Source organism: Sphingomonas sp. (genome assembly GCF_041661825.1).
Lineage (GTDB): Bacteria > Pseudomonadota > Alphaproteobacteria > Sphingomonadales > Sphingomonadaceae > Sphingomonas.
Window position 1 is genome coordinate 955,285 of sequence record NZ_JBAZTU010000003.1, and the last position, 12,017, is coordinate 967,301.

Annotated in this window: 15 protein-coding genes; 11 read left to right on the top strand and 4 right to left on the bottom strand. The window is 65.6% G+C overall.

What is annotated here, in order from left to right; genetic code table 11:
* Nucleotides 1-169: 169 nt before the first annotated feature.
* The 3 genes from WC729_RS17450 to WC729_RS17460 all read right to left on the bottom strand — a co-directional run bounded on the left by WC729_RS17450 (nucleotide 170) and on the right by WC729_RS17460 (nucleotide 1,687).
* On the bottom strand, nucleotides 170-433 hold the full coding sequence (locus WC729_RS17450) for a hypothetical protein (protein ID WP_372855037.1): 264 nt from the start codon (nucleotides 431-433) through the stop codon (nucleotides 170-172).
* Nucleotides 434-512: 79 nt separating this feature from the next.
* Nucleotides 513-1,154 carry a DUF1109 domain-containing protein gene (locus tag WC729_RS17455; RefSeq protein WP_372855039.1) on the bottom strand — a complete coding sequence of 214 codons (642 nt, stop codon included), beginning with the start codon at nucleotides 1,152-1,154 and terminating at the stop codon, nucleotides 513-515.
* Nucleotides 1,151-1,687, bottom strand: coding sequence for a sigma-70 family RNA polymerase sigma factor (locus WC729_RS17460; protein WP_372855041.1), 537 nt, complete (start codon nucleotides 1,685-1,687; stop codon nucleotides 1,151-1,153). Before WC729_RS17460 ends, WC729_RS17455 begins: the two co-directional genes overlap by 4 nt.
* A gap of 229 nt (nucleotides 1,688-1,916) precedes the next feature.
* On the opposite strand from WC729_RS17460, the gene WC729_RS17465 reads away from it, so the two are divergent.
* Nucleotides 1,917-2,195 (top strand): DUF2282 domain-containing protein, encoded by a 279-nt coding sequence (locus tag WC729_RS17465; RefSeq protein ID WP_372855043.1) that lies wholly within the window; start codon nucleotides 1,917-1,919, stop codon nucleotides 2,193-2,195.
* A 59-nt stretch (nucleotides 2,196-2,254) separates the two neighbouring features.
* Nucleotides 2,255-2,707 (top strand): DoxX family protein, encoded by a 453-nt coding sequence (locus WC729_RS17470; protein ID WP_372855045.1) that lies wholly within the window; start codon nucleotides 2,255-2,257, stop codon nucleotides 2,705-2,707.
* 14 nt (nucleotides 2,708-2,721) lie between these two features.
* Here the strand turns inward: WC729_RS17470 and serB are convergent, their stop codons facing one another.
* Nucleotides 2,722-3,600, bottom strand: coding sequence for a phosphoserine phosphatase SerB (serB, locus tag WC729_RS17475; RefSeq protein ID WP_372855047.1), 879 nt, complete (start codon nucleotides 3,598-3,600; stop codon nucleotides 2,722-2,724).
* Between serB and miaA the strand changes: the two genes are divergently transcribed.
* From miaA to WC729_RS17520, 9 genes are all read left to right on the top strand, one after another.
* On the top strand, nucleotides 3,599-4,540 hold the full coding sequence (gene miaA, locus WC729_RS17480) for a tRNA (adenosine(37)-N6)-dimethylallyltransferase MiaA (RefSeq protein WP_372855049.1): 942 nt from the start codon (nucleotides 3,599-3,601) through the stop codon (nucleotides 4,538-4,540). The genes serB and miaA overlap by 2 nt on opposite strands.
* Before the next feature lie 79 nt (nucleotides 4,541-4,619).
* Nucleotides 4,620-6,368: an acetolactate synthase 3 large subunit gene (locus tag WC729_RS17485; protein ID WP_372855051.1), complete on the top strand. Its 1,749-nt coding sequence runs from the start codon at nucleotides 4,620-4,622 to the stop codon at nucleotides 6,366-6,368.
* Nucleotides 6,368-6,706 carry a hypothetical protein gene (locus tag WC729_RS17490; RefSeq protein WP_372855053.1) on the top strand — a complete coding sequence of 113 codons (339 nt, stop codon included), beginning with the start codon at nucleotides 6,368-6,370 and terminating at the stop codon, nucleotides 6,704-6,706. The genes WC729_RS17485 and WC729_RS17490 overlap by 1 nt, the downstream gene beginning before the upstream one ends.
* A complete protein-coding gene (ilvN, locus tag WC729_RS17495; protein ID WP_272627349.1) occupies nucleotides 6,697-7,212 on the top strand; it encodes an acetolactate synthase small subunit in 516 nt (171 codons plus the stop codon). Before WC729_RS17490 ends, ilvN begins: the two co-directional genes overlap by 10 nt.
* Nucleotides 7,213-7,380: 168 nt before the next feature.
* Nucleotides 7,381-8,400, top strand: coding sequence for a ketol-acid reductoisomerase (gene ilvC, locus WC729_RS17500; protein WP_372855055.1), 1,020 nt, complete (start codon nucleotides 7,381-7,383; stop codon nucleotides 8,398-8,400).
* A 118-nt stretch (nucleotides 8,401-8,518) separates the two neighbouring features.
* Nucleotides 8,519-9,133 (top strand): YceI family protein, encoded by a 615-nt coding sequence (locus tag WC729_RS17505; protein WP_372855057.1) that lies wholly within the window; start codon nucleotides 8,519-8,521, stop codon nucleotides 9,131-9,133.
* Nucleotides 9,130-9,765, top strand: a complete 636-nt coding sequence (locus WC729_RS17510) for a TMEM175 family protein (RefSeq protein ID WP_372855059.1) — start codon at nucleotides 9,130-9,132, stop codon at nucleotides 9,763-9,765. Before WC729_RS17505 ends, WC729_RS17510 begins: the two co-directional genes overlap by 4 nt.
* Nucleotides 9,766-9,924: 159 nt before the next feature.
* Nucleotides 9,925-11,583, top strand: coding sequence for a 2-isopropylmalate synthase (gene leuA, locus WC729_RS17515; RefSeq protein WP_372855061.1), 1,659 nt, complete (start codon nucleotides 9,925-9,927; stop codon nucleotides 11,581-11,583).
* A gap of 104 nt (nucleotides 11,584-11,687) precedes the next feature.
* Nucleotides 11,688-12,014, top strand: a complete 327-nt coding sequence (locus WC729_RS17520) for a hypothetical protein (protein ID WP_372855063.1) — start codon at nucleotides 11,688-11,690, stop codon at nucleotides 12,012-12,014.
* Nucleotides 12,015-12,017 lie beyond the last annotated feature (3 nt).

A 12,017-nucleotide genomic window follows, 5' to 3' on the forward strand; every position in this document is an offset into this window, starting at 1 on the left:
CCCGGCGAAGGCCGGGGTCCAGTTGGAAAGGCTATTGTAACAACGCGAAACGTCCATTTCCTTCTGTCTCCCAACTGGACCCCGGCCTTCGCCGGGGAAGCAAAGTTTTCGGGGAAGGACTGGGAGAAAACCGGCCCGGCGGCGCTGACACCGCCGGGCCGTCGCGCGATCAGTTGGGCGCGGTCAGGCTGCCGCCGGCGGCCTTGCACTGCTTGGACGAGAGTTCCTTGAAGCCCATGCCCTTGCAGTCATTCTGGCCCTTGCAGTCGTTCTTCGCCGTCTTGCAGTCCGACGTGCCCTTGCAGGTGTTGATGCCGTAGCAATGGACCTTGGCGCCGCCGGCCTTGGCGACCGCGACGGTGGGAGCGGCGGCGCTGATGGCGACGACGGCGGCGGCTGCGGCGAAGCTGACGCCGGTGCGAAGGATGGTCATATTGGTCTCCGAATGGGGATGCCGGATTGGCTTCCGTCATTCGGCCAGGCTGAGGGGCGGGTTACAGCCTTCGGTAAATTTACCAGCGCAGCAGGCGCGGCCCGAGCAGCGCGCCGATCGCGGTCGCGAGCAGGATGCCGAGCGAATACCAGGTCAGCACGAAGATCGCCGACACTTCGGGGCAATGAAGGCAATAGACCGTCGCGGCAAAGGCGCCCGCCGACAGCCCCGCCGCCGCACCCGCCGCGCGCAGCCGGGTCGGGGCGAGCCGCCGGAACGACCAGAGCAGCCCGACAAAGATCGGCATCGCCAGCGCGACCACCCGCCACGGGCATTGCATCCAGCTATAGCTGAGCCACATCCGCAGCCAGTCGCCGGGCGGCGTCCGCATCAGCTCCATCGCGCCCAGGCCGGCGAGCAATACCGCCGGGATCGCGACCAGCCACAGGCCGCGCAGCCGCGTCGTCTCGGGCCGGGCGAGCTGGATCGTCACCGTGAGCGCCGCGATCGACAGCGAAATGGTGTAGGCCCACTTCATCCAGAAAGCGCCGCCGTGCATCGCCGCGCCGAGATCGGGCCGAATGCCCATCCACGCCACAACCAGCCCGAGCGACACCAAAACGCCTCCGCCCAGCCCGAGTAGCACACGCCGGCCGACCGCACCGCGGCGGACCGGGGTGACGTCGCTCGACAGTGCGGTGATGAGGTCGTCGGTATTCATCGCCGGCCTCCCTGGATGCGCGCCATCAGCGTCTTGAGCCCGCGATGGACCGAGACCTTCACATCGGATTCGCCGATCCCGTCGGCTTCGGCCGCTTCAGCGATGCTCAGCCCGTCGAGCCGCGTCGCGCGGATCATCCGCGCCTGCTTGGCCGGCAAGGTCTCGAGCAGGTCTGCCACGTCCATGCGGGCGCTGGAGGCATCCTCGAATCCTTCCGCGACCAATATGTCCTCCAGCCCGTCGATCGGCTGGTAGCGGCGGTGGCGGCGGAAATGGTCGATCATCTTGTAGCGCGCGATGGCGAACAGCCAGGCGGTGAAGGCACGGTCCCGGTCATAGGTGGCGCGGCGCGTATGCACCGCAATCAGCGTTTCCTGCACCAGATCCTCGATATCGTCGCCGCCGCCGGATCGACGCCGATAGAAGCCGCGCAGCAGGGGCACGAGCAGGCGCAGCAGCGCAGCGTGATCGCCGGCATCGCCGTCGAGCCCGCTGATCATCAATCCGCGCAATTCTGCCTCGCTTGCCCGCATTCGCGCTCCCTCGGGAAGAATTCGCGGCGTCCGCGCGATTGGTTACAGCATCGCGGCCGACCGGCAGAAAAAATTGTTGGGTGGCGAAATCTGTAACCGCCGCCGCGTCGCCGCCGAACTGGCAGGGTGACCCGGGCATTCCAGCCTCCTCTACCCGGGCACCGCGCGGCGCCGCCCTTCCCCCGGCGGCGCCGCGCGCGCCGGAGGCCCCCAAATCGAAGGAAAAACCATGCGTTCGACCAACGCCACCATCGCCGCCACGCTCGCTCTCGCCATCACCGGCGCGACTCTCGCCACGTCCGCCTCGGCCCAGACCAAGCCCGCGATGGAGAAATGCTACGGCGTCTCGCTCGCCGGCAAGAACGACTGCAAGGCCGGCGCCGGCACGAGCTGCGCGGGCACGTCGAAGATCAATTATCAGGGCGATGCGTGGAAGCTGGTCAAGGCCGGCACCTGCACCACGATCAAGACCCCCAAGGGCGCGGGCTCCCTGACCCCCAAGGCGTAAGCCGCGACCGCCGGGGCGCGACACGATCGCGCCCCGGCCACTTTCCAGTGGAGCCCATCATGGTCCCAATTATCTCGCTTTACCGTCGCATCGTCGACCGCGCCTCGGCGCTGCTGCCCGATGCCCTGCTGCTGCTCGTCGCGCGGCTCGGCATCGCTTCGGTCTTTTTCCTCTCGGGCAGGACCAAGGTGGAGGGCCTGCTGACCATCACCGACAGCACCTATGAGCTGTTCCGCACGGAATACGCCCTGCCGCTGGTCCCGCCCGACATCGCCGCGGTGGCCGCGACCGTATCGGAGCATCTCTTCTCGATCCTGCTGATAGTCGGGCTGGCGACGCGCTTCTCGGCGCTGGCGCTGTTCCTGATGACGCTGACCATCGAGATCTTCGTCTATCCCGATGCCTGGCCGACGCATCTCAGCTGGGCAGCGATCCTTCTGCCGCTGATCGCGCGCGGTGGCGGCGCCTGGTCGGTCGATCGCTTCCTGACGGGGCGTTTCGCGCGCCCGTAAGGCAGGCGGCTGGATCAGGCCGCCCAGTCCTTCCGCGCGATCCCCTGCGCATAGAGCAACGCGGTCAGGTCATTATGGTCGATCCGCGCCGCCGCTGCCGCCGCGACGATCGGCTTGGCGTGATAGGCGACGCCGAGCCCTGCCCGTTTGATCATCGCCAGATCGTTGGCCCCATCGCCCACCGCGAGCGTCGCTTCGGGTGGCAGGCCAAGCTCGGCGGTCGCCTCCAGCAGGGTCCGCTCCTTGGTGTCGGATCCGACGATCGGCTTGGCTACCAGCCCCGATAGCGCCCCGTCCGTTATCTCCAGCCGGTTCGCGATGGCGCGATCGAAGCCGATGATCTCCGCGACCGGCTCGGCGAAGCGGGTGAAGCCGCCCGACACCAGGATCGTCGTCGCGCCGCGCGCCTTCATCGTGCGGATCAGCGACACGGCGCCCGGCATGATCGTCACGCGCTCGGCAAGGCACCGGGCGATGACGCCCTCGTCCAGCCCCTTGAGCAAGGCCACGCGTGCGTCCAGCGCGGATTCGAAGTCGAGCTCGCCGCGCATCGCGGCTTCGGTGACTGCGGCGATCTGCGGCTTGATCCCGGCATAATCGGCCAGCTCGTCGATGCATTCGACGGTGATCATGGTCGAATCCATATCGGCGACGAGCAGCTTCTTCTCGCGGCCCTCGGCCAGTTGCACGACCACGTCGGTATCCGGGAACACACCCTCCAGCGCGGTGCGCGCTGCCTCGGGATCGAGCCCGAACATGATGTCGGCGGCGGATCCCTCGTCCAGCCAGGCGTGCGCCGCGGGCAGGCAGCCCGCCGCGTCGAGCCGGTCCTGCGCGGCGGAAATATCGTCCCCGCTGAGTTTTCCCGCTGCTATCAGCGTTGCGATGAACATGACGTCTCCCCTGCCTCGTAAGCCGCGCGTGGCGCTCATTGCAGGGCCGACCGCCAGCGGCAAGTCCGCGATCGCCATGGCGATCGCAGAAAAGCATGGGGGCGTGGTGATCAACGCCGATTCAGCCCAGGTCTATGCCGATCTGCGCGTGCTCTCGGCGAGACCTAGCGTCGCGGAAGAAGCCCGCGTGCCGCACCGGCTGTTCGGCCATGTCGACGGCGCCGACATCTATTCCGCCCCGCGCTGGGCGATCGAGGCAAAGGCGGAGATCGACCGGGCGCACGCGGCTTGCCTTTTGCCGGTGCTGGCCGGCGGGACCGGGCTGTATATGCGTACTCTGCTCGACGGCATCGCCCCAGTGCCTCCGATCGACCCCGCGATCCGCGAAGAGGTCCGCGCGATGCCGGTCGCCCAGGCCTATGCCCAGCTTGCGGAACTGGATCCGCCCGCCGCCACCCGGCTAGCGCCGGCCGACACCACGCGCGTCGCCCGCGCGCTCGAGGTCGTTCGCTCCACCGGCAAGACGCTGGCGACATGGCAGCAGGAAAAGACCGGCGGGATCGGCCATGCAATCGAGCTGATGCCGATGGTCATGCTGCCCGATCGCGACTGGCTGCTTGCGCGCTGCGACCTGCGGCTGGAGGCGATGTTCGGAGAAGGCGGGATCGAGGAGGCGCGCGCGGTGCTGGCCCGGACCGATATCCTGCCCACTGCGCCGGTCCGCCTGGCGATCGGCGTGCCGGAGATCGGTGCCCTGCTGGCGGGCGTCATGACGTCGGATCAGGCACTGGCGGCGGCGCAATTGGCGACACGACAATATGCCAAACGACAATTTACGTGGTTTCGGAACCAACCTCCCGCTATGTGGCCCCGCGTAACAGCGACAGAAACATGCGCGCTGCTACATGATTTTGAAACTAGATTCCCACAAGAAGCTTGACGCGCAAATTTTCGATCATTAACGGCGCCCTTCGCGAAGCAATGTTGCGTCGCACCGGGCCATAAGAGGCAGATACGATATGACGACCGAGAAGAGCGGAGCCGATATCCTCGTCGAGGCGCTGTGCGATCTCGGGGTGGAAGTCGTGTTCGGCTATCCCGGCGGCGCCGTGCTGCCGATCTACGACGCGCTGTTCCGCAGCAACCGGATCAAGCACATCCTGGTCCGCCACGAACAGGCCGCGACACATGCCGCGGAGGGCTATGCCCGCTCGACCGGCAAGCCGGGCGTGGTGCTCGTGACGTCAGGCCCGGGCGCGACCAATGCCGTCACCGGCATCACCGACGCGCTGATGGATTCGATCCCGATGGTCGTCATCACCGGCCAGGTCCCGACAGCGCTGATCGGCACGGACGCGTTCCAGGAAGCCGACACGGTCGGCATCACGCGCCACTGCTCCAAGCACAATTATCTGGTGAAGGACCCGGCGCGGCTCGGCGACATCATCCATGAGGCGTTCCATATCGCCACCTCGGGCCGTCCGGGCCCGGTCGTCGTGGACATCCCCAAGGACGTTCAGGTCGCGAGCGCGCGCTACGTCAAGCCGGGCCCGATCAAGCACAAGACCTATCGCCCGCAGGTGAAGGCCGATCAGGCGCTGATCGAGCAGGCGGTCGACATGCTGGCCGCGGCGGAGCGTCCGATCCTCTATACCGGTGGCGGCATCATCAATGCGGGCCCTGCGGCGAGCCAGCTGCTGCGCGAGCTGGCGCGGATTACCGGCGCACCGGTCACCTCGACGCTGATGGGCCTGGGCGCCTTCCCCGCCACGTCCGACCAGTGGCTCGGCATGCTCGGCATGCACGGCACCTATGAAGCGAACTGGGCGATGAACCAGGCGGATCTGATCCTCTGCCTCGGCGCGCGCTTCGACGACCGGGTCACCGGCCGGCTCGACGCGTTCAGCCCGAACAGCCGCAAAGTGCATATCGATATCGACCGGTCGTCGGTGAACAAGAATGTCCGCGTCGACCTGCCGATCATCGCCGATGTCGGCCATGCGCTCGAGGATATGGTCCGCGTCTACAAGGCGCGGCGCCATCCCAAGCCCGACCTGTCCGACTGGTGGCGCCGCATCGCCGGCTGGCGTGCGGTCAAGAGCCTCGAGTTCGCCGACAGCGCCACCGAGATCATGCCGCAGCGCGCGATCAGGGCGCTGTGGGAGGCGACGCACAAGCAATCGCCGATCATCACCACCGAGGTCGGCCAGCACCAGATGTGGGCCGCGCAGCATTTCGATTTCGAGGCGCCGAACAAATGGCTCACCTCGGGTGGGCTCGGTACCATGGGGTACGGCCTGCCCGCCGCGATCGGCGCGCAGCTTGGCAATCCCAATGCGCTCGTGATCGACATCGCCGGCGAAGCGTCGATCCAGATGAACATCCAGGAGCTCGGCACCGCCACTCAATACCGGCTGCCGGTGAAGGTCTTCATCCTCAACAACCAATATATGGGCATGGTCCGCCAGTGGCAGGAACTGACCTATTCCAGCCGATATTCCGAGAGTTACAGCGATTCTCTGCCAGACTTCGTGAAGCTGGCAGAGGCCTATGGCTGGAAGGGTATCCGCATCGAGCATCCCGACCAGCTCGACGCCGGCATCGCGGAGATGCTCGCGCATGACGGGCCGGTGATCGTGGACTGCATGGTGGCGAAGCTCGCCAACTGCTTCCCGATGATCCCCTCGGGCGCCGCCCATACCGACATGATTCTCCAGGCCGCCGAAGTCTCGGGCGAGATGGACGACGAAGCCAAGGCACTGGTCTGATGGGTTGCAGCAGCTACGTGCAGAGTCCGGACTATATTGACGCGTCCGGCAACCAGGTCCTGATCCAGTTCAAATACGGGTTCCTTCGGGAAATCGAATATGGATTGGGCGAGGCGATCCAGTGGATCCCGGAAGAATTGCCCGATTGGGTCGACATTTCGGGCGACGCGTCAGTGCCCGGCTGGGACCAATCTTCCGACTCCGGGCGCCACTTCATGCTCACGATCCGTCAGAATATCCTGAGCTCCATCACGGAGATATCGGAGGCTGAGGCGGATACGCTCGAACGCGATCTCGATCGCGACCCGCGCCATGGTTGGAAACGTCGATGCATATAAAAGAAGAAACCGCCAAGCGACACACGCTGGCGATCATGGTCGACAACGAGCCGGGCATTCTCGCCCGGATCGCCGGCCTGTTCACGGCGCGCGGCTATAATATCGAGAGCCTGACCGTGTCCGACGTGACGTCCGACAAGGCGGTCAGCCGGATCACCATCGTCACCTCGGCGTCCGATCATGTGATGGAGCAGATCCTCGCGCAGCTCGACCGGCTGATCCCGGTGCATTCGGTGACCGATCTCACGGCGCTTGGGCCCCATGTCGAGCGCGAGCTTGCGCTGGTGAAGGTGCGCGGCACCGGCGACCACCGGATCGAGGCGCTGCGCCTCGCCGATGTCTACCGCGCCCGCGTGGTCGACGCGACCACGTCGAGCTTCGTGTTCGAAGTGACCGGTGGGCCGGAGAAGATCGACACCTTCATCACCTTGATGCGTGAAGTCGGCCTGATCGAGGTCGCCCGCACTGGCATCGTCGCCATCGCGCGGGGGAAAGAAGCCGCGTAAATACACCTCTCCCATCGGGAGAGGGAGGGGCCCGCCCGCATAGCGGGTGGGAGGGTGAGGGCGAACGGCCTTCGCATCTCGTCGCCCTCACCAACTCCGACTAGGCAGCAAGCTGCCAAGTCTCCGTATCCTCTCCCGCTGGGAGAGGGATAAGAAAGGGAACTATCAATGCGTGTCTATTATGATCGCGATGCCGATCTGAACCTGATCACCGACAAGAAGATCGCGATCGTCGGTTATGGCAGCCAGGGCCATGCCCATGCGCAGAACCTGCGCGATTCCGGCGTGAAGGAGATCGCGATCGCGCTCCGCCCGGGTTCGGCGACCGCGAAGAAGGCCGAAGGCGCCGGCTTCAAGGTGATGACCAATGCCGAAGCAGCCGCCTGGGCCGACATCACCATGATCCTCGCGCCCGACGAGCATCAGGCGGCTATCTATGCCGACGATCTGCATGCGAACCTGAAACAGGGTTCCGCGATCGCCTTCGCCCACGGCCTCAACGTGCATTTCGCGCTGATCGAGCCGCGCGCCGATCTCGACGTGATCATGATCGCGCCCAAGGGCCCCGGCCATACCGTGCGCAGCGAATATGTCCGCGGCGGCGGCGTGCCCTGTCTGATCGCGATCGACCAGGACAAGAGCGGCAACGCGCATGACATCGCGCTGGCCTATGCGAGCGGCGTCGGCGGCGGCCGGTCAGGCATCATCGAAACCAATTTCCGCGAGGAATGCGAGACCGATTTGTTCGGCGAGCAGGCCGTGCTGTGCGGCGGTCTCACGCATCTGATCCAGGCCGGGTTCGAGACGCTGGTCGAGGCGGGTTACGCCCCCGAAATGGCCTATTTCGAGTGCCTTCACGAAGTGAAGCTGATCGTCGACCTGATGTATGAGGGCGGCATCGCCAACATGCGCTATTCGATCTCGAACACTGCTGAATATGGCGACATCACCACTGGCCCGCGCATCATCACCGACGAGACCAAGGCCGAGATGAAGCGCGTGCTCGCCGACATCCAGGGCGGCCGTTTCGTCAAGAACTTCGTGCTCGACAACCGCGCCGGCCAGCCTGAGCTGAAGGCAGCCCGCAAGGCGGCCGCCGCCCACCCGATCGAGAAGGTCGGCACCGAGCTGCGCGCGATGATGCCGTGGATCGGCGCGAACAAGCTGGTCGACAAGGACAAGAACTGAGGCGGGGCGCGATCCGTCAAGGCCACTCCAGGCCAACGGATCGTTTCCGCTTCGGCGCTTGCAATCACAAGGGGCCGCGTCATCTTGGCGCGGCCCCTTTTCCGTATCGGAGATCCCTATGCGTATCGCTCTCGTAGCCGTCCTGGCCCTGGCGGCTGCCCCGCTGCTCGCCCAGACCCCACCTGCCGGCCCGCCGGGGGCACCGGACGCCACGCGCGTCGTCTCCGGCACCTATCAGCTCGATCCGCGCCACAGTCAGGTGCTCTTCACCGTCAACCATCTCGGCTTCACTGAATATACCGGCCAGTTCACTGCGCCGACCGGCACGCTGGTGGTGGACACCGCTAACCCGGGCAACTCGAAGGTCGACGTCACCATCCCGATCGAGAAGGTGCTGACCACGGTCGTCGGGCTCGACACGCATCTGAAGACTCCGGACTTCTTCGACGCCGCAAAATTCCCGACGGCGAAGTTCGTCTCCACCAAGGTCACGATCAACGGCACCAGCGCGACGATCGCCGGCGACCTGACCCTGAAGGACGTGACCAAACCGGTCGTGCTCACCGCGCGCTTCATCGGTGCGGGCAATGCGACCCAGGGCGCGAAGAAGCTCAATTTCGGTTTCGCCGCGACCACCAGCGTGAAGCGCAGCGACTTCGGGATCAACTACGGAATCCCCGGCGTCTCCGACAAGGTCGACCTGACCATCAACGCCGGCTTCGTCGCGCCATGAGCGACGCGGCGCCGTCCGGGGAAGAGGGCCGGCCCGGAATCGGTCGGGTGGAGGCGTTCTCGGACGGCGTCGTCGCGATCATCGTCACCATCATGGTGCTGGAGCTCCATCCCCCGGTCTCCGAGGGGATGGACAAGCTCTGGACGCTCTGGCCGGTGTTTCTCGCCTATGTGCTCAGCTACGCCTATGTCGCGATCTACTGGGCCAACCATCACCGGCTGTTCACTCATGCGACGCACGTCACCAACAGCCTGATCTGGTCGAACATCCTGCTGCTGTTCGCGCTGTCGCTGGTGCCCTTCTCCACCGCCTATCTCGGCGAGCATCATTTCAGCCGGGAAGCGACGCTGCTCTACCTCGCGACGATGCTCCTGCCATCCCTTGCCTATATGTGGCTTCAGTCGGTCATCCGCCGCACCGGCAAGCAGGGCCCGGCAGCGGAGGCCTATTACCGCAGTTACAGCCGTAAGGGTCGCTTTGCCGGGCTGCTATATCTGGCGGGCATCCCCCTCACCTTCCTCTCGCCCTGGCTTGGCATCGCCTGTGCCGGCCTCGTCGCGATCCTCTGGTTCCTGCCCGAGGGCCCGGTCGATCGTTTGTTCGAAGGACGGGCTGGACATAAGGCGGCGTGACGCGGTAACGCGAGCACCTATGACGCTGGCTCTACGCCTTTCGCTGCTTCGACTTACGCGCCCTTAGGCGCGATTTCCGCCGTGCGCCTCTGGCGCGCGCGACCCGCCTAAGGGCCTTTTCCGACCCGAACGACGACCGCGAGCAGCGAGAACACTGATATGTTGCGTGACCCTTCGACCAAATACCGCCCCTTCCCGCAGATCGATCTGCCCAACCGCGAATGGCCGTCGCGCACCATCACCCAGCCGCCGCGCTGGCTCTCGACCGATCTGCGCGACGGCAACCAGGCGCTGATCGATCCGATGGACGGCGAGAAGAAGACCCGCTTCTTCGACCTGATCTGCAAGGTCGGCATCAAGGAGATCGAGGTCGGCTTCCCCTCGGCCGGCGCGACCGAATTCGATTTCATCTCCGGCCTGGTCAAGACCGGCCGCATCCCCGACGACGTCACGATTCAGGTCCTGACGCAATCCCGCCGCGACCTGATCGAGACCAGCTTCGAATCCTTGCGCGGTGCGCCGAAAGCGATCGTCCACCTCTACAACGCGGTCAGCCCTGCCTGGCGCAAGATCGTGTTCGGCATGAGCCGCGACGAGGTCCGCCAGATCGCGGTCGACGGCGCGAAGATCCTGCGCGACTGCGCCGCCGCGCAACCTAACACCGACTGGTTTTTCGAATATAGCCCGGAGACCTTTTCCACCGCCGAGCTCGATTTCTCGCTCGAGGTCTGCGAGGCCGTGATGGAGGTGCTGCGCCCCACCCCCGATCATCCCCTGATCCTCAACCTGCCCGCGACGGTCGAGTGCGCCACACCCAACATCTATGCCGACCAGATCGAATGGTTCGGCAAGAATATCCGCAACCGCGACAGCGTCGTCATCAGCCTGCACCCGCATAACGACCGCGGCACGGGCGTCGCGGCGGCGGAGCTGGGCCTGATGGCGGGCGCCGACCGGGTCGAGGGCTGCCTGCTCGGCAATGGCGAACGCACCGGCAATTGCGACCTGGTGACGGTCGCCCTCAACATGTATACGCAAGGCATTGATCCGAAGCTGGATTTCTCTGACATCGACGAGATCATCAATACGGTCACTTATTGCAACCAGCTCCCCGTCCATCCGCGCCACCCCTATGCCGGCGAGCTGGTGTTCACTGCCTTTTCGGGCAGCCACCAGGACGCGATCAAGAAGGGCTTCACCGCCCAGGCCGAACGCAACGACGAATTCTGGGAAGTCCCCTATCTGCCGATCGACCCGGCCGATCTCGGCCGCAGCTATGAGGCGGTGATCCGGGTCAACTCGCAATCGGGCAAGGGCGGCGTCGCCTGGGTGATCGAGCAGGACAAGGGCCTCAAGCTCCCCAAGCGCCTCCAAGCCGATCTCAGCCGCCACGTCCAGGCCATGGCCGACGAGACCAGCCGCGAGCTGAACGCCGAGGATATCTGGAACGCCTTCCAGAAGGCCTATCTCGCCAAGCCCGACGATCGCTTCACCTTGCTCGATTATCACGAGAGCGGCGCCTCGGGCGACCGCCTGTTCGTCGGCCGCGTCGCGATCGGCGGTGAGGAACGCTCGATCTCGGGCCGCGGCAACGGCCTGATCTCGGGCGTGATCGCCGCGCTCGGCGACACGACCGGCCCGCAGCTCGACGTGGTCGATTACAGCGAACACGCCATCGGCCACGGCGCCGACGCGCAGGCCGCGGCCTATGTGGAATGCCGCACGGCCGATGGTCGCACGGTGTTCGGCGTCGGCATCGATGCGGATATCGCGACGGCGTCGGTGCGGGCGGTGCTCAGCGCGGCAAACGCGGTTTAATCCCTCTTCGGCCCGCCATTGCGCCCCGTGAAGCCCCATCATAGGTTGCCCGCTGTGGCACCGATGCTGCGGCAATGGGGGGCTAGACCGGGATGACTCGCATAATGGCCCCGGCGCTGCTGGCCGGGAGTGCTTTGGCGCTGAGCGGTTGTGTCGCCGGCCTCGCGGTCGGCGCCGCCGGCATGGCGGCGCGCGGCGTGGCTGGGACACCGAAGAACAACGAACAGGCGCATTCCGCCGCAGCGACCGATTGCAGCACCCGTGCATCGTCCTATGGCACTGTGCGCCTCATCGATATCGAGCAGCGCAGCCCGAGCAAGATCGTCGTCTGGGGGACGGTGGACGACGGCAAGCAACGACGCTCGTTCGAGTGCCACTACGGGACCAAGGTCACCGGCTTCAAGCTGCGGCCGATTGCATCTTACAAATAGCAA